This is a genomic window from Patulibacter brassicae (assembly GCF_033949425.1).
GTDB lineage: Bacteria > Actinomycetota > Thermoleophilia > Solirubrobacterales > Solirubrobacteraceae > Patulibacter > Patulibacter brassicae.
This window is the reverse complement of the sequence record NZ_JAXAVX010000010.1, coordinates 53918-70646: the sequence shown is the minus strand read 5'-3', so window position 1 is coordinate 70646 and position 16729 is coordinate 53918. Positions and strand designations below refer to the sequence as shown.

General features: G+C 74.6%; 15 protein-coding genes. All 15 read left to right on the top strand.

Annotated features, from left to right (window positions below):
- Positions 1 to 13 precede the first annotated feature (13 nt).
- The 15 genes from radA (at position 14) to SK069_RS15695 (ending at position 16701) form a co-directional block, all read left to right on the top strand.
- Complete coding sequence (radA, locus tag SK069_RS15765; protein ID WP_319955206.1) at positions 14 to 1477, top strand: DNA repair protein RadA; 1464 nt, start codon at positions 14 to 16, stop codon at positions 1475 to 1477.
- Positions 1478 to 1556: 79 nt separating this feature from the next.
- Positions 1557 to 2669, top strand: coding sequence for a DNA integrity scanning diadenylate cyclase DisA (gene disA, locus SK069_RS15760; RefSeq protein WP_319955205.1), 1113 nt, complete (start codon positions 1557 to 1559; stop codon positions 2667 to 2669).
- Between the two features lie 74 nt (positions 2670 to 2743).
- A complete protein-coding gene (locus SK069_RS15755; RefSeq protein WP_319955204.1) occupies positions 2744 to 3358 on the top strand; it encodes a CarD family transcriptional regulator in 615 nt (204 codons plus the stop codon).
- Between the two features lie 34 nt (positions 3359 to 3392).
- Positions 3393 to 4151 (top strand): 2-C-methyl-D-erythritol 4-phosphate cytidylyltransferase, encoded by a 759-nt coding sequence (gene ispD, locus SK069_RS15750; protein ID WP_319955203.1) that lies wholly within the window; start codon positions 3393 to 3395, stop codon positions 4149 to 4151.
- Between the two features lie 98 nt (positions 4152 to 4249).
- Positions 4250 to 5176, top strand: a complete 927-nt coding sequence (locus SK069_RS15745) for a PHP domain-containing protein (protein ID WP_319955202.1) — start codon at positions 4250 to 4252, stop codon at positions 5174 to 5176.
- A complete protein-coding gene (gene ispF, locus SK069_RS15740; protein ID WP_319955201.1) occupies positions 5176 to 5688 on the top strand; it encodes a 2-C-methyl-D-erythritol 2,4-cyclodiphosphate synthase in 513 nt (170 codons plus the stop codon). Before SK069_RS15745 ends, ispF begins: the two co-directional genes overlap by 1 nt.
- 64 nt (positions 5689 to 5752) lie before the next feature.
- Positions 5753 to 7288, top strand: a complete 1536-nt coding sequence (locus tag SK069_RS15735) for a hypothetical protein (protein WP_319955200.1) — start codon at positions 5753 to 5755, stop codon at positions 7286 to 7288.
- The gene (locus tag SK069_RS15730; protein WP_319955199.1) at positions 7285 to 8895 is read left to right on the top strand and encodes a glycosyltransferase family 39 protein; all 1611 of its coding nucleotides are present in this window, start codon (positions 7285 to 7287) and stop codon (positions 8893 to 8895) included. The genes SK069_RS15735 and SK069_RS15730 overlap by 4 nt, the downstream gene beginning before the upstream one ends.
- 146 nt (positions 8896 to 9041) lie before the next feature.
- Positions 9042 to 10583: an NAD(P)/FAD-dependent oxidoreductase gene (locus SK069_RS15725; RefSeq protein ID WP_319955198.1), complete on the top strand. Its 1542-nt coding sequence runs from the start codon at positions 9042 to 9044 to the stop codon at positions 10581 to 10583.
- 126 nt (positions 10584 to 10709) lie between these two features.
- Positions 10710 to 12071, top strand: a complete 1362-nt coding sequence (cysS, locus tag SK069_RS15720) for a cysteine--tRNA ligase (RefSeq protein ID WP_319955197.1) — start codon at positions 10710 to 10712, stop codon at positions 12069 to 12071.
- Positions 12072 to 12772: 701 nt separating this feature from the next.
- On the top strand, positions 12773 to 13558 hold the full coding sequence (rlmB, locus tag SK069_RS15715) for a 23S rRNA (guanosine(2251)-2'-O)-methyltransferase RlmB (RefSeq protein ID WP_319955196.1): 786 nt from the start codon (positions 12773 to 12775) through the stop codon (positions 13556 to 13558).
- A 166-nt stretch (positions 13559 to 13724) separates the two neighbouring features.
- Complete coding sequence (gene sigH, locus SK069_RS15710) at positions 13725 to 14381, top strand: RNA polymerase sporulation sigma factor SigH (protein ID WP_319955195.1); 657 nt, start codon at positions 13725 to 13727, stop codon at positions 14379 to 14381.
- 88 nt (positions 14382 to 14469) lie between these two features.
- Positions 14470 to 14919, top strand: coding sequence for a hypothetical protein (locus tag SK069_RS15705; protein WP_319955194.1), 450 nt, complete (start codon positions 14470 to 14472; stop codon positions 14917 to 14919).
- Between the two features lie 57 nt (positions 14920 to 14976).
- On the top strand, positions 14977 to 16047 hold the full coding sequence (locus SK069_RS15700; protein ID WP_319955193.1) for a lysophospholipid acyltransferase family protein: 1071 nt from the start codon (positions 14977 to 14979) through the stop codon (positions 16045 to 16047).
- Between the two features lie 6 nt (positions 16048 to 16053).
- Positions 16054 to 16701, top strand: coding sequence for a metallophosphoesterase family protein (locus tag SK069_RS15695; RefSeq protein ID WP_319955192.1), 648 nt, complete (start codon positions 16054 to 16056; stop codon positions 16699 to 16701).
- Positions 16702 to 16729 lie beyond the last annotated feature (28 nt).

Here is a 16729-nt window from a genome sequence, read left to right as displayed (position 1 = left end):
GCCTCGAAGGCCGATGGCTCGCGTCGCCACCGCCCACGTCTGCTCCGCCTGCGGGCACCAGAGCCCCCGCTGGCTCGGGCAGTGCCCGGGCTGCGGCGCGTGGGGCACGCTGAACGAGGAGCGGGTCGAGCGCGGGGGCGGCGGCGCGTCGCGACGCGGCGGCGGTGCCGCGCGGGGACCGGGCGCGGCGGGTCGCGGCGCGCCGGCCGGCCGGCCGACGCGGCTGGGCGACGTGACGACCTCGCGCGTGCCGCGCCTGCAGACCGGACTCGCCGAGGTCGACCGGGTGCTCGGCGGCGGCCTCGTCCCGGGATCGCTCGTGCTGCTCGGCGGCTCGCCGGGGATCGGGAAGTCGACGCTCCTGAACATGGTCCTCGGGCGGCTCGCGGACGCGGGCCGGCGAACGCTCTACGTCTCGGGCGAGGAGTCGGCGTCGCAGGTCCGCCTGCGCGCCGAGCGGCTCGCGGGGATCCCTGGGGCGCTCGACGTGCCGATCCTCGCCGAGACCGACCTCGACACCGTCCTGTCGACGCTCGAGCAGGAGCGCCCCGACGTCTGCGTCATCGACTCCGTCCAGACGCTCCACGACGCGGAGCTCTCGGGGGCGCCCGGGTCGGTCGGTCAGGTCCGAGAGGTGGCCTCGCGCCTCATGGGGGTCGCGAAGCGGCTCGACATCGCGACGGTCCTCGTCGGGCACGTGACGAAGGAGGGCGCGCTGGCGGGCCCGCGGGTCCTCGAGCACCTCGTGGACTGCGTCCTGCAGTTCGAGGGCGAGCGCGAGCGGACCTACCGCACGCTGCGGGCGCAGAAGAACCGCTTCGGCTCGACGAACGAGGCCGGGGTCTTCGAGATGCACGGCAGCGGCCTCGTGGAGGTCCTCGATCCGTCGGCGCGGTTCGTCGGGGAGGCGACGCGGGCGCCCGGCTCGGTCGTCCTGTGCGCGATGGAGGGCTCGCGTCCGCTGCTCGTCGAGGTCCAGGCGCTCGTGTCGCCCAGCGAGCTCGTGCCGCCGCGGCGCGTCTGCAACGGCATCGACCGCAACCGGCTCGCGCTCGTGCTCGCGGTGCTCGGCCGCCACGCGGGGCTCTCGACGAGCACGAGCGACGTGTTCGTGAACGTCGTCGGGGGGATCCGCGTCGACGAGCCGGGGGCCGATCTCGCGGTCGCGCTCGCCGTGGCGTCGGCGGCTCGGGGCGTCGTGCCGGGCCTCGGGGGACCCGGCGCACCGGATCCGCAGGCCGGCGCCACCGTCGCACCGCCGGTCGCGTGCTTCGGCGAGGTCGGGCTCACGGGCGAGCTGCGCGGCGTCGCGCACGGGGACCGCCGGCTGAGCGAGGCGCGGAAGTTCGGACTGGACCCGGTCGTCTCCCCGGAGCGCTGCCCGACGCTCCGCGACGCGCTGCGGACCGCGCTCCCGCGGCGCCCGCAGGGCGGGGGGCGGAACGGTCCCGGTCGGGAATCGCCCGTCCCTGCTTGACTTTTCGTCCCCGACGTGCCCGTGTATGGCGTACACAGGGGACTCAAGTCGCCCTAAAGAGATTGCTACAATCGTTGCGATGGCGCGTAGTCCCGGGGAAGAGCTCCAGGAGCTCGAAGGTCGCCAGGAGCCCCGGTTGGTGAAGGCTCTGGAGATGATCGCGCCGGGTACGGCGCTGCGCGAGGGCATCGACTCGATCCTCAACGCGCACACCGGTGGCCTGCTGGCGATCGGCGAGCCGGAGGAGATCTCGCACCTCTGCTCGGGCGGCATCCGCCTGGACATCGACTACACGCCGGCGTTCCTCTACCAGCTGGCGAAGATGGACGGGGCGATCACGCTGAACGCCAACGCGACGAAGATCGCGATGGCGAACGTCCAGCTCGTGCCGGACCCGACGATCCTCACGCAGGAGACCGGCACCCGTCACCGGACGGCCGAGCGCGTCAGCAAGCAGACCGCGGCGCTCGTCATCGCGATCTCGCAGCGGCGCGAGGTCGTCTCGCTCTACGTCGACGGCGCCCGCTACCAGCTCGATCAGATCCCGGTCGTGCTCGCGAAGGCCAACCAGGCGCTCGCGACGCTCGACAAGTACCGCACCCGCCTCGACCAGGTCTCGACGCGCCTCACGGCGCTGGAGTTCGAGGGCGGCGCCTCCCTGCACGACGTACTCACCGTGCTGCAGCGCGCCGAGCTCGTCTCGCGGATGGCGGTCGAGATCGAGCGCTACATCGTCGAGCTGGGCACGGACGGCCGCCTCATCGAGATGCAGCTCGAGGAGACGACGGTCGGCACCGCCGGCGAGAAGGCCGCGCTCGTGCGCGACTACGCCACGGATCCGGGCGAGGAGGCCGTCGCGGAGGCGCTCGACCTCCTGCCGCGCCTGCCGCACCCGGATCTCCTCGACTTCGGACGGCTCGCGGAGCTCCTCGGCTACAACCGCAAGCTCAACACGCTGGACTACCCGGTGAGCCCGCGCGGCCACCGGGTCCTGGGGCGCATCCCGCGCCTGCCCAAGCTCGTCGTGCAGCAGATCATCGACCGGTTCGGTGGCCTGGACGAGCTGCTCGTCGGAACGGACACCGAGCTGGAATCGGTGCCCGGTGTCGGCGAGATCCGTGCGAAGGACATCCGCGAGGGCCTTCGTCGACTGCAAGAGATCAACCTCGTCGACCGCTTCCTGCAGACGTGACGCTCCCAGCGTCCTGCGTCTGCCGGTACCGACCGGCCCGCCGCGCGTAGCGGCGAGCCCGCCCAGGAGGACGCATGCCCGAGACCACCAACGACGACGACCTGTTCGAGGCCGCCCCGAGCACGGAGTGCGACTTCCAGGTCGGTGACAACGTCGTCTACCCGCACCACGGCGCGGGAGTCGTCAAGGCCCGCGCGCCCCGCAAGGTGCTCGGCGAGGAGCGGGAGTACCTGAAGATCCGCATCCTCCACAACGACATGACGGTCCACGTCCCGTGCGACCAGGCCGCCCAGGTCGGGCTGCGCCGCGTGATCAACGAGGAGACGATGGCGAAGGTCCTCGCCGTCCTCGGCGGTCCGTGCACGGAGATGCCGAAGAACTGGAACCGGCGCTTCAAGCACAACCGCGAGAAGATCAAGACCGGCGACATCCACGAGCTGGCCGAGGTCGTGCGCAACCTCGCCGTCCGGGAGAACGAGAAGGGCCTCTCGACCGGCGAGAAGCAGATGTTCACCCGCGCCAAGAAGGTCCTGGCGTCGGAGCTCATGTACGCGCTGGAGAAGTCCGAGGAGGAGGCCGAGGCCTACCTCGACGAGCTCCTGGGCACGAGCCCGGACCCCAGGGTCGTGGCCGAGGGCGAGGACGACGAGGACGTCGTCGAGGACGAGGAGCTCGCGCTCCAGGACTGAGCGGACCCTCGGGTCCGCCCGTCGCCCGGCGACGATGGCCGTCGCGATCGTCGTCGCCGCCGGGCGCGGCACCCGGCTCGGGCACGAGCGCCCCAAGGCGCTCGTCCCGCTCGCCGGTCGGCCGCTGCTGGCGTGGTCGCTCGAGGCGCTCCTCGCCGTCCCGGACCTGCGGCGCGTCGTCGTGGCGCTGCCGGCCGGGGAGGCGCTTCCCGCGGATCCGGCGCGCTGGGGACTGGCGCCGCGCGCGTTCGCGCCGCTCCCGGGCACCGACGAGCCGCGGGTGGTCGCCGTCGCCGGCGGCCGCGAGCGCTCGCACTCCGTCCGCGCCGCGCTGGCGGCCACGGGCGACGGTCCCGACGACGAGCCGGTGGTCGTCCAGGACGGCGCCCGACCGCTCACCACGCCGGCACTCGTCGACGCCTGCCTCGCCGGCGTCCACGCGGGTGCCGACGCCGCCATCGCCGCGGCCCCCGTCACCGACACGGTCAAGCAGGCGCACCCCGACCGGCCCGGTGCCGGGCTCGCACGCGTGGCCGCCACGCTCGATCGCTCGCTCCTGTGGGCGGTCCAGACGCCCCAGGCCTTCCGTCGCGACGCGCTCCGCCGGGCGCTGGACCAGCCCGACGCGGTGCTCGCCGCGGCGACCGACGACGCCTCGCTCGTCGAGGCCGCCGGCGGCGACGTCCGGCTCGTCCCAGCGCCCCGCTCGAACCTCAAGGTGACGGTCCCCGAGGACCTCGAGCTCGCGACCCTGCTCCTCGCGCGCGACGACGCGCCCACCGTCGCGGGCTGAGCGTCGATCGGCGGGGCATCCCCTCCGGTGGACGACGGTGCGGCGCACCGCGGACGGCCGCAGGTCGCCCGAGCGGCGGCTGCGCGAGAATCCCGGTCGTGCTGACCGACCTGCACGTCCACCTGCGGCCGGACGAGCGGCCCTCGGAGCCCGCGCAGTACTTCACCGCCGCCAACGCCGAGCGCTACCGCGAGGCGGCGACGGCTCGCGGCGTGACGGAGCTCGGGGTGAGCGAGCACATCCACCGCTTCGCCCAGGCGCTCGAGGTCTGGGACCACCCGTTCTGGCGCTACTCCGCCGTCGACGACCTCGACGCGTACTGCGCGTGGGTCCGCGGCGACACCGACCTGCGGCTGGGGATCGAGGCCGACTTCGTGCCCGGCCGCGAGGACCGGCTGGCGGAGCTCCTGGCGGCCCGCGACTGGGACCACGTCATCGGCTCGGTCCACTTCCTGCGCGACCGCGGCGTCGACGCCGAGTACTCCGAGACCGGCACGAACTGGGACGTCTGGCAGGGCGTCACCCGGCCCGAGGAGGTCTGGGAGCGCTACTTCCTGACCCTCGCCGAGGCCGCGCGCAGCGGGCTCTACGACATCCTCGCCCACCCGGACCTCGTGAAGGTGTGGGGACCCAACCGGCCGCTCCCGGAGCGCGATCTGCGGTTCTTCTACGAGCCCGCGGTCGAGGCGATCGCCGAGACCGGGATCACCGTCGAGGTCTCGACCGCCGGCCTGCGCAAGCCGGTCGGGGAGCTCTACCCCGCGCGGGCGTTCCTCGAGATGGTCGCCGACGCGGGCAACCCCGTCGCGCTCTCGAGCGACGCGCACAAGCCCGAGCACCTCGGCTACGGCTACGCCGAGGCGCTCGAACTGCTGCACGACGTCGGGATCACCGAGCTGGCGACCTTCGAGCGGCGCCGGCGGACGCTCGTGGCGATCGAGGACGCGGACCGCGACCACGCCCACCGCCACGGGAACACGCCGCCGCCCGCGATCGGCGCCGACGGCCGGCCGGCGAGCCTCTGATGGCCGACCGGGACGCCGTCGCGCCGATCATCGACGTGCGCACCGGCCTGGGCTGGGACAGCCATCGGCTCGTCGCCGGCCGGCCGCTCATCCTCGGCGGCGTGACGATCGAGAGCGACCTCGGACTCGACGGGCACAGCGACGCGGACGTCCTGACCCACGCCGTGATCGACGCCCTCCTCGGCGCCGCCGGCCGGGGGGACATCGGCGAGCACTTCCCCGACACGGACGAGCGGTGGCGCGGCGCCGACTCGATCGCGCTGCTGCGGCACGTCGCCGGGCTCGTGGCCGGCGACGGGTGGGCCGTGTCGAGCGTCGACGCGACGATCGTGCTCGAGCGCCCGAAGCTCGCATCGCACAAGGCCGCGATGGCCGCCCGGATCGCCGAGACCCTCGGCATCGACGCCGGGCGCGTCGGCGTGAAGGCCACCACGGCCGAGCGCCTCGACGCGGTCGGCCGCCGCGAGGGCGCGGTCGCCCAGGCGGTCGCCACGATCGTCCGGCACGCCTGACCCCGGGTCCGGCGGCCGTCCCGGCGCGCCGCGGCCAAGAGGCCGTCGCTACGATGTCGCGCCGATGGGCATGCCTCGCACGCCCGTGATCGCCGCCGCGGTCGTCTTCGCGGTCGCGCTGCTCTCCCTGATCCTCCCGTCGACGGCGACGTACGACCCGTGGGCGTGGATCGTGTGGGGCCGCGAGGCGTACCACGGCGACCTCGTCACGGCCACGGGTCCGTCGTGGAAGCCCCTGCCCGTGGCGATCACGACGCTCGCCGCCCCGCTGGGCATCGCGCCGGACGCCTGGATCGTCGTCGGGCGGGCCGGGGCGCTCGGCGCGCCGCTGATCGCCTTCGCGCTCGCGCGCCGCTACGCCGGGACCGTCGCCGGGCTCGTCGCGGCCCTGCCGCTGGCGCTCGAGCCGTGGTGGTTCCGCCACGGGTGGCTCGTCAACAGCGAGGGTCTGCTCGTGGCCTGCGTGCTGGGCGCCGTCCTGGCCGAGGTCCACGGGCGCCGCGGCTGGGCCCTCGCCGCCGGCCTCGGGGCGGCGATGCTCCGTCCGGAGGCGTGGCCCTTCCTGCTCGCGTGGGTCGCCCTGCTGGCCTGGCGCTCGGGGTGGCGCAGTCGCGCCGGCCTCGCGGCGCTGCTGGCGACGATCCCCGTCGCCTGGCTCGTGCCGGAGAAGATCGGCTCGGGCGACTGGTGGCGCGCCGCGACCCGGGCGCAGAACCCCGACCCCGGCGCCGCGGCGCTGACCGACCGGCCGTCGCTGACGATCCTCGAGGACTTCCTGCGGATGTCGCCGTGGCCGATCTGGGTCGGGCTCGGCGCGGCGATCGTGCTGCTCGTGCTGCGTCGCCGCGCGCCCGCCTCGCCGGAGGCCACGCCCGCCTCGCCGGGGTCGACGCCCGCCTCGCCGGAGGCCACGCCCGCCGCACCGGCCGCCGTCGGCCCGGTCGCCGCCGTCGGCCCGGTCGCCGCCGTCGGCCGGTTCCTGCGCGCCGTCGGCGATCCGCCCGCGGTGCGCCCGCCCGATCCGCTCAGCGGCGGCCTGCTGACCACGGGGCTCGGTCTCGCCTGGTTCCTCCTCGTCGCGGCCATGACCGAGGCCGGCTACTCCGGGAACGAGCGCTACCTCATCCCCGCCGTGGCGCTCGTCCTCGTCGGCGCCGCGATCGCCGTCGGGGTGCTCTGGCAGCGGCTGCCGCCGGTCGGGACGCTCGCCGTCGGCGCGCTGCTCGTGGGCCTGACCGCCGGTCCGGCGATCGCGCAGGTGCCCGACGACGCCAGCCGCGTCATCGCCGAGGCCCGTGCGATGGAGGACCTGCCGCACGCGATCGAGGCGGCCGGCGGCGCCGACGCGCTCGAGCGCTGCGGGGCGCCGTTCACGAACCGCTTCTTCGTGCCGCAGGTCGCCTGGCAGCTCGACCTCCACGCCGAGCAGGTCGGGTTCCAGCCCCGGGGCGGGCCCGTCGTCCTCTTCCGCCCGTGGCGCTACTACCGCTGGTCGCGGGAGCCCGAGACCACCACCGTGCAGGGCCTGCGGACCGTCGTGCGCACCCGCTGGTGGCAGATCGAGGTCTCCTGCCGTCCCGGGGCGGAGCTCCGGCGATGAGCGCCGCGGCGCTGCGGGAGCGCGCCGGGACCGCCGGCCGCTGGCTCGTCGGCCCGGGCGCCTGGGTCGCGGTGCTCGCGCTGCTGCTCTACAGCGCCTGGCTGCGGACCCGCAACGTCGATGCGCCGTTCTGGATCGACGAGGGCATCTCCGTCGGCGTCGCGAACTACCCGTTCCACGAGATCCCGGACGCGCTGAGCCGCGACGGCAACCCGCCGATCTACTACCTGCTGCTCCACGGCTGGCTGCAGCTGTTCGGCGACAGCGAGCGCGCCGCGCACGCGCTCTCGGGGGCGTTCGCGGTGGCGACGGTCCCGCTGGCGTACCTCGTCGCCAAGCGCCCGCTCGGGCGCCCCGCCGGCGTCGCGGCGGCCGCGCTGGCGGCGGTCCTGCCGTTCCTGACGTACTTCGGGCAGGAGACCCGGATGTACGCGATGGTCGCGCTGCTGTCGCTGCTCGTGGCGGCGGCGCACCTGCGGGCCTTCGACGCGAACGCCCGTGGCTGGCAGGTCGGGCTCGCGCTGATCGCGATCGTCCTGCTCTACACGCACTCGTGGGGCGTCTTCCTCGTCGGCGGCAGCGCGCTGGCGGTCGGTGCCCGCGCGCTCGTCGTGCCGGCGGGTGCCCCGCGCCGTCGGGTCGTCCGGATCGGGTTCCTCATCCACGCCGCGGCGGGCGTCGCCTGGCTGCCGTGGCTGCCGACGCTCGCCCGCCAGGCGCGGGAGACCGGCGCCCCGTGGTCGCTGCGCCCGACGCTCGAGATGGCGCTCGAGGGGCTCGGCTCGATCGCGCAGCCCGAGATGACCGCGACGATCTTCCTCGTCGGGCTCGTCGCGTCGGGCGTCGCGCTGTCGGCCGCCGCTCGCGGGCGCCTCAGCGGGCCGGTCGTCCCGGCGCCCGAGCGCGCGGCGACGCTGCGGGCCCAAGCGGTCGTCCTCGCGACGCTGCTGCTCGCGACGCTGCTCTTCGCGTGGCTCGGGTCGCAGGTCAGCCCGGCGTGGGCGAACCGCTACATGGCGGTCCTCGTCGGGCCGGCCGTGCTGCTCGGGGGGCTGCTCCTCACCCACAGCGGGCGGTTCGGCCTCGTGGTGCTCGTCCTGCTCCTCGTCGTGTGGGGGCTCGACGACCAGGGCGACCGCCTCCGGGGGAAGGGCACGCCGGCCGCGATGGCCGACGCGGTCGCCACGGAGCTGCGGCCCGGCGACCTCGTCGTCAGCACCCACCCCGAGCAGCTCCCGGTCATCGCCTACGACCTGCGCCGGCGGGGCGCGCCCGAGGGGCTGCGGTACGCCACCTCGCTCGGACGGCAACGCGACGTGCGGATGTTCGACTGGCGCCACGCCGTCGACCGGCTCGAGGCCGCGGCGCCGTGGGTCGTGGCCGACCGCCTGATCGCCGATCAGCGCCCCGGAAGCCGGATCCTGCTCGCGGTCCCGGTGCTGTCGGCGGGCAACTGGACCGGCACGTGGACCCGGCTGGTGGCGGACCGCACGCGCGCGTGGGAGGCGCTGCTGGAGGCCGATCCGCGCCTGCGGATGATCGGGCCGCGACCGATCACCGGCCTCCGACGCGGCGTCGTTGGCGTACTCTTCGTGATTCGCCCGTGACCACGAGGCCGCGACGGGGTACTCACCCTTGAGCGCCCGCCTCGCGTTCTCGCGGTCCGTGGCGGCCTGACCCAGGTCCCACGTCACCGCGCGAATCGCACCGCTCAGCCCCTCGCGGTCACCGCGACCCCGACCCAGGAGTTCCGATGCACGGCACCCCCCAGAACGACCCGACCGGCCCCGAGGGACGCACCCTCGTGCTCGGTGGCGGCCCGGCCGGGCTGACCGCGGGGTACCTGCTGGCCAAGCGCGACGCCGACGTCGTCGTGTACGAGGCCGGCGACCAGGTCGGCGGGATCGCGATGACCGTCGAGCGCGACGGCTACCGGTTCGACCTGGGCGGGCACCGCTTCTTCACCAAGGTGAAGGAGGTCGAGAACCTCTGGTACGAGATCATGGGCGACGAGTTCCTGCGCCGTCCGCGGATGTCGCGGATCTACTGGAACCGCAAGTTCCTGGCGTACCCGCTCGAGGGCATGGACGTCATCAAGAAGCTCGGGCCGATCGAGCTGACGCGCGCCGGCTTCTCGTACCTCTGGGCCGTCGCGAAGAAGCCGTTCCGGCGCAAGCCGGAGACGACGCTCGAGGAGTGGGTCTCCAACCGCTTCGGCAAGCGCCTCTACCAGCTGTTCTTCAAGACCTACACCGAGAAGGTGTGGGGGCGCCCGTGCGACGAGCTCTCCGCCGACTGGGCCGCCCAGCGGATCAAGGGCCTGTCGTTCTGGACGGCGGCGAAGGAGGCGTTCTTCCCGTCGAAGAACGGCGACATCAAGACGCTCATCACCGAGTTCGACTACCCCCGCTACGGCCCGGGCCAGATGTGGGAGAAGATGACCGGCGCGATCGCCGAGCGCGGCGGCGAGATCGCGATGGAGACGCCGGTCGAGCGCCTGCGCCTCGAGGGCAACCGGATCACCGCCGTCACCGCCGGCGGCGAGACGGTCACCGAGTTCGACCAGATCATCAGCTCGCTGCCGCTGCGCAACCTCCTGCGCATGACCGACGGCGCCCCGGAGGAGGTCAAGCGGGCGGCCGAGGGCCTCGAGTACCGCGACTTCCTCACGGTCTCGCTCGTCATCGACGGCGAGGACCTGTTCCCGGACAACTGGATCTACATCCACGAGCCGGGCGTCACGGTCGGCCGGATCCAGAACTTCCGCTCGTGGTCGCCGTGGATGGTCCCCGACGAGTCCAAGGCCTGCGTCGGCATGGAGTACTTCTGCTTCAAGGGCGACGAGCTCTGGGACGCGCCCGACGAGGAGCTCGTCGCGCTCGCGACCCGCGAGCTCGAGCAGATCGGCCTGGCGAAGGCCGGGCAGGTCGAGAAGGGCTACGTCGTCCGCGTGCCGAAGGCCTACCCGGTCTACGACGACTCCTACAAGGAGAACGTCAAGGTCATCGCCGACTGGCTCGCCACCGTCGAGAACCTCCAGCAGGTCGGACGCAACGGCCTGCACCGCTACAACAACTCCGACCACTCGATGCTCACCGCCATGCGCGCGGTGGACAACGTCTTCGGCGCCGAGCACGACCTGTGGGCCGTGAACGCCGACGCGGTGTACCTCGAGGAGGGCGAGGAGGAGTCCAACCCCTACCCGTACCGCGCGGGCGCGACGCCGGCCGGCGAGTCGCAGCGCCACGACGACGTCGCCGTGCGCACCGGCGAGGGCGTCTCGTCCGGCGACTGAGCTTGGATCCAAGCTGGGCCCCTCCGCAGCACCTGGTCGACGGGCCGCCCTCGGGCGGCCCGTCGACGTTCGGGGACCGGTCGCCCGGGCGGGGGCGCGGGCAGGCCGCCCGGTAGCCTCGGCGGCGTGCGCACGATCCACCTGCACGACACCGCCAGCGGGACGCTGAAGCCGCTGGTCCCGCGCGAGCCGGGCACGGTCGGGATCTACGCCTGCGGGCCGACGGTCTACAACCGGATCCACGTCGGCAACGCCCGGCCGTTCGTCGTCTACGCGCTGCTGAAGCGGTTCCTCGAGCACGAGGGCCTCGAGGTGACGCTCGTGGCGAACCTCACCGACGTCAACGACAAGATCTACGCGGCCGCGACGCGCCAGGGGGTCGCCTCGGCGGACCTCGCCCGCGAGATGGGCGACCTCTACCGCGCCGACACCGACCTGCTCGGGCTCGGCCGTCCCGACCACGAGCCGCTCGTGACGACGTCGATGGACGCGATCATCGAGCTCATCGCCACGCTCATCGAGCGCGACGCGGCCTACGCCGTGCAGGGCGACGTGTACTTCCGCGTGCGACGCGACGACCGCTATGGGTCGATCAGCCACCGCGACGTCGACCAGATGGACCAGGGCGAGGGCGACGATCGCTCCTCGCTGAAGGAGGACCCGCTCGACTTCGCCCTGTGGAAGGCGACGAAGCCCGGCGAGGACACCGCCTGGGACGCGCCGTGGGGCCGCGGCCGGCCCGGATGGCACATCGAGTGCTCCGCGATGGCCGAGTCCCTGCTCGGCGTCGGCTTCGAGATCCACGGCGGCGGCAGCGACCTCGTCTTCCCGCACCACGAGAACGAGGCGGCGCAGACCCGCTGCGCCCGGGACGCCGAGCTCGCGCAGATCTGGATGCACAACGGGATGCTCCAGCTGCGCGGCGAGAAGATGGCGAAGTCGGTCGGCAACGTCACGCCGCTGCACGAGGCGGTCGCCGAGGTCGGCCGCGACGCGCTGCTGCTGCTCTTCTGCGGCGCGCACTACCGCCAGCCGGTCCAGTTCTCCGACGAGACGATCGAGCAGGCCCAGGCCGGCGTGCGGCGGATCCGCGAGGCGGCCCGCGGTCTGGAGCCCGGGGACTCGCCGGCGGAGCTCGCCGCGCACCGGGAGGCGTTCCTCGCGGCCCTCGCCGACGACTTCAACACCGCCGGGGCGCTGGCCCACCTGTGGGGGTGGGTGCGTGACGCGAACCGGCGCGGCGCCGAGGGCGCGGCGACGGGCGACGCGGACCTGCGGGTGATGCTCGGGCTGCTGGGGCTCGACAACCTGCTGCAGGAGGACGACGGGCCCGACGCCGACGCGCTCGCGCTGCTCGAGCGTCGGCAGGCGGCCCGCGCCGCGAAGGACTGGGCAGCGGCCGACGCCCTGCGCGACGAGCTCGCGCAGCGCGGCTGGACGGTGCGCGACGGCGCCGAGGGCGCCCGACTCGTGAGGAGCGAGGCATGACCGAGCGACGGGGACCCAAGCGGGACGGCGGCCGCGGCGGCCAGGGCGGGGGAGGCCCGCGCGGCGGACGCCCGGGCGGGGGCCGCCCGGGGGGTGGCCGGTCCGGCGGCGGACGCGACGGCGGCGGGCGCTCCGGTGACGGCCGCGCGGGCGGGGGCGGGCGCTCCGGCGGCGGACCCGGTCGTCCGGACGGTGGTCGCTCCGCGGGCTGGGACGGTGGCGAGCGCTCGGGCGGTGGCCGCGCCGGCGGCTGGGAGGGCCGCGGTCGCTCCGGCGGCCGCGACGGCGACCGGTCCGGCGGCAGCCGCTCGGATGGCGGTCGGTCCGGCGGATGGGAGGGCGGAAGCCGGTCTGGTGGCGGTCGGTCCGGCGGCTGGGACGGCGGCCAGCGCCCCGGTGGGCGCCCGGCGGGCCGCGGCCGCGGGCCCGCGAACCGCGAGGAGGGCGGCTGGTCCGGTGGCGACGCCCGGGGCGACCGGCGTGGGCCGGGCGCCCGCGGGGCTCGCGGCGGCAGCTCGTGGGAGGACCGCGGGACTCGCGGCGGCTCGTGGGAGGACCGTCGGCCGCGCGGCGGCGGGCGGGCCTCCGGGGACGGCGGTCGCGGATCCCGGGGCGGCCCCGGTGACGCTCGGGGACGCGGTCGCCGGCCCGACGACCGCGGATCGGGTGGCACGCGCGACCGCGGCCCCGGCGGCTCCCGCGTGGAACGCGAGCGGTCGGTCGAGGCCCCGCCCCTGCCGCGCAGCCTGCCCGCCGAGGGGCAGGTGCTCTACGGACGCAACGCGGTGCACGAGCTGCTGCGGGCCGACCGGCGGCGGATCCACGCCCTCTGGGCGACGGCCGCCGCGCAGGAGGCCGAGGCGTGGATCGACCGCGACCTCGCGCGCACCGTGGAGGCCGACGAGCTGACGGCGCTCGTGGGGACGGGCGACCACCAGGGCGTGGCCGCGGCGGCGAACCCGTACCCCTACGTCGAGCTCGAGGACCTGCTCGCCGTCGAGCGGCCGCTGCTCGTCGCCCTCGACGAGGTCCAGGACCCGCAGAACGTCGGCTCGATCGCCCGGACCGCGGAATGCGCCGGCGCGACCGGCCTGCTGCTCTGCCGCCACCGCGCGGCGGGCGTGACCCCGGCCGCCGCGAAGGCCTCCGCCGGCGCGGTCGAGCACCTGCCGATCGCCGAGGTGCGCAACCTCGCCGATGCGCTCGAGCAGGCCAAGCAGGCCGGGGCGTGGATCTACGGCGCGGCCGGCGAGGGCGCCGGCGACCGGCGCCCGGTCCCCTACGACCAGCCCGAGTACGACGGCGGGGTGGTGCTCGTCATGGGGGCGGAGGGGAGCGGTCTGCGCGACCGCGTGGCGCGCACCTGCGACGAGCTGGTGGCCCTGCCGCTGCACGGCCGGATCGACAGCCTGAACGTCAGCGTCGCCACCGGGATCCTCCTGTACGAGATCTTGCAGCGACGAGGAGCGCTTGACAACGGCACATAACGTCTGCCACAGTCGCCTCCGTCATCACCGTCGACCTGAGGTCGAGACCGGGCCCGAGGGTGGACGAGGATGACGACGCAGCACCCGCAATGGACTCATAGCGCCGTGGGAGGCGCGCGCTACGAGGCTTCAAGACTCGCGTGGAGGCGAGTCGGAAAGGCTTCTCGTGGCACAGACTTCGATCAACCCTCGATCTCGACGTGAGGTTGAGGATTCCTTCCTCATCGCCCGTGCCAAGCGCGGCGACGAGCAGGCGACCAATCAGCTCATCCGCCGCTACCAGGGGTTCGTCCGCCTGAAGGCGTCCTCGTTCTTCCTGAGCGGCGGCGATCGCGACGATCTCGTGCAGTACGGCCTGATGGGCCTCTACGAGGCGATCCGGGACTTCCGCAGCGACCGCGAGTCGAGCTTCCGCAACTTCGCGGAGCTCTGCATCACGCGCCGGATGATCACCGCGATCAAGGCCGACAACCGGCACAAGGCGAAGCTCCTCAACGACGCCGTCTCGCTCTCCTCGCCGCCCCCGGGCGCCAGCGAGGGGGAGGGCACGTTGCACGAGGTCATCGCCGGCCCGGCGAAGCACGACCCAGCGCGCCTGGCCGTCGATCGCGACGAGCTGCGCGCGCTCGTCTCGTCGGTCCCCGACCTGCTGAGCGACCTCGAGTCGCGCGTGCTGGCGCTGTACCTGCGCGGGCGCACGTACGAGCAGATCTCGGAGACGCTCGGCTCGGACACGAAGCGCGTCGACAACGCCCTCCAGCGCGTGAAGCGCAAGATCGGCGAGTTCCTGCGGGAGCGCGAGGGCCTGCCGCGGGCCGCCTGACCGCCGAGCCCGCGCCCGCCACGGAGCGCGCGCTCGGCCCACCACCGGCGACGTCACGTCGCCGCGCGGCGCCGTAGCATCTGGCGTGATGCCGCTCGCAGCCGTCGCCGCCACCTCCACAGGACCGATCGCGACCACCGGGCCGGCCACCGTGCCACTGGCCGTCTCGGTGGTGGGCATCGTCCTCCTCGTCGTCCTTCTCGTCGTCGTGCTCCTGGCCGTCACGGGGTTCGTCGCCGGCCGTCGCCGCGCCGACGCGCACATCGACGAGGTGCTCGCCCGCGTCCGCGCGGCGAACAACGCGCTGGCCGCCGCGCACGCCGCCGATGAGGGCTGGGACCGCGCCCACCTCGAGACCGCCGCCCGCGAGGCCGCCGCCGCCCGCGGCCTCGATCCCTCCGGCGTCGAGCTCGTGCTCGTCGAGGTGGACGACCGCCCCGGCGTCGACGACGATCGCGCGACGTTCCAGATCGTCGACGGCGACCGTCGCGAGCAGCTCGTCCTCGGCCGCGTGGACGGTCGCTGGACCGCGGTCTGACCGTGGCGCTCCGGCACCGGACGGCGCCCGGCGGCGCCGCGTAGGCTGGCGCCCGCCATGGGTCCGCTGCTGCCCGACGACAGCCCGCGCGGAACGCGCTACCTCCGCCGCGTGCGGGGGATCGCCATCGAGCTGCTGGCGCTCGTCCTCGTCACGGTGCTCTCGCCCGTGCTGCAGCTCGGCGCGCTGCTCGTCGACGTGGCCCTCTGGCTCCGCCGACGCAAGCCGTGGGTCGCGCTGCGGCTCGTCGCGATGCTCTGGTGGTTCCTCGTCGGCGACCTCCTCGGGCTCACGCGCGTGCTCCTCATCCGCGCCGCCGGGCTCGGACGGGACAGCCCCACGCGGCGCTGGCGGCTCTACCGGCTGCGGATGTGGTGGGCGGGCTGGCATTTGGCCGGCGTCCGCCGCCTCTTCGGCCTGCGGCTCGAGGTCGAGGGCCAGGAGCTCGCCGGGCCCGGACGCGCGATCTACCTCGTGCGCCACGCGAGCATCATCGACAACACGCTGCCCGACGTCGTCCTCGCGCGGCCCCACGGGATCGGGCTGCGGTTCGTCGTCAAGCGCGAGCTGCGCATGATCCCGACGCTCGACCTCGGCGGCGAGCTCGTGCCGACGTCCTTCGTGCGCCGCGGGTCCGGCGACACCGACCGCGAGCTCGAGCAGCTCCGGCAGCTCGCCGTGGACCTCGGCCCGGACGAGGGGATCCTCATCTACCCCGAGGGGACCCGGATGACGCCGCGCAAGCTCGCGCGCGCGAAGGAGATCGTCCGCGAGCGCCAGCCCGAGCTCGCCGACCGGGTCGAGCGCTTCGAGCACGTCCTGCCGCCGCGGCTCGGCGGGCCCCTGACGGTCATGGCCGACGCGCCGGAGGCCGACATCGTGCTCTGCGGGCACGTCGGGTTCGACGGGTTCGTGAGCGTCGGCGACGTGTGGCGCGGCGGGCTCCTGCGCACGACGATCCGGGTGCGGGTCTGGCGCTACCCCGCCGCCGAGGTCCCGGCCGGCGAGGCCGAGCGGGCGACGTGGCTCTACGACCGCTGGCTCGAGGTCGACGCCTGGGTCGGTGAGCAGCAGCGCGCGCTGCTCGCCGCCGGCGAGGACGCGACGGCCGTCGTGCCGCACGAGTAGGCGACCGTGACCCGGATCGCGGCCATCGGCGATCTGCACGGGCATCTGCCGCCCGTGCCCGACTGCGACGTCCTCGTGCTCGCCGGCGACCTGACCCCGGCGCACGACCACGACCCGGCGTTCCAGCGCACGTGGCTGGACACGACGTTCCGCGCCTGGCTCGCGGCGGCGCCGGCCGGGCACGTCGTGGCGATCGCCGGCAACCACGACTTCCTCTTCGAGCGCGCGCCGGTGGACGTCCCCGAGCTGCCCTGGACGTACCTCGAGGACGAGCACGCGGAGGTCGCGGGCCTCGTGTTCTGGGGCTCCCCGTGGACGCCGTGGTTCTTCGACTGGGCGTTCAACGCGCCCCGCGGCGATGACGAGGAGGCGTTCCTGCGGGAGCGCTGCGCCACCGCCCCGGACCGGCTCGACGTCGCGGTCGTGCACGGACCGCCGCGCGGCTACGGCGACCGGACCGCGGCGGGCCTCGACGTCGGCTCCCGCGCGTTCCTCGATCTCGTCGACGATCGCCGGCCGGCCCTCGCGCTGTTCGGCCACATCCACGAGGGCCGCGGGCGGTGGCAGCGGGACGGGACGATCCTGGCGAACGTCGCGGCGGTCGACCTCGAGTACGCGCTGCGCCCGGAGCCGTTCCTCGTGGTCGACCTCTGAGGCCGTGCCGGGCCGCGCCTCGTCGCCG

What these genes read in the sequence shown, in the direction of transcription:
- radA (WP_319955206.1), top strand. Translation starts at nt 14, where the DNA reads ATGGCTCGCGTCGCCACCGCCCACGTCTGCTCCGCCTGCGGGCACCAG.
- disA (WP_319955205.1), top strand. Translation starts at nt 1,557, where the DNA reads ATGGCGCGTAGTCCCGGGGAAGAGCTCCAGGAGCTCGAAGGTCGCCAG.
- SK069_RS15755 (WP_319955204.1), top strand. Translation starts at nt 2,744, where the DNA reads ATGCCCGAGACCACCAACGACGACGACCTGTTCGAGGCCGCCCCGAGC.
- ispD (WP_319955203.1), top strand. Translation starts at nt 3,393, where the DNA reads ATGGCCGTCGCGATCGTCGTCGCCGCCGGGCGCGGCACCCGGCTCGGG.
- ispF (WP_319955201.1), top strand. Translation starts at nt 5,176, where the DNA reads ATGGCCGACCGGGACGCCGTCGCGCCGATCATCGACGTGCGCACCGGC.
- SK069_RS15735 (WP_319955200.1), top strand. Translation starts at nt 5,753, where the DNA reads ATGGGCATGCCTCGCACGCCCGTGATCGCCGCCGCGGTCGTCTTCGCG.
- SK069_RS15730 (WP_319955199.1), top strand. Translation starts at nt 7,285, where the DNA reads ATGAGCGCCGCGGCGCTGCGGGAGCGCGCCGGGACCGCCGGCCGCTGG.
- SK069_RS15725 (WP_319955198.1), top strand. Translation starts at nt 9,042, where the DNA reads ATGCACGGCACCCCCCAGAACGACCCGACCGGCCCCGAGGGACGCACC.
- SK069_RS15705 (WP_319955194.1), top strand. Translation starts at nt 14,470, where the DNA reads ATGCCGCTCGCAGCCGTCGCCGCCACCTCCACAGGACCGATCGCGACC.
- SK069_RS15700 (WP_319955193.1), top strand. Translation starts at nt 14,977, where the DNA reads ATGGGTCCGCTGCTGCCCGACGACAGCCCGCGCGGAACGCGCTACCTC.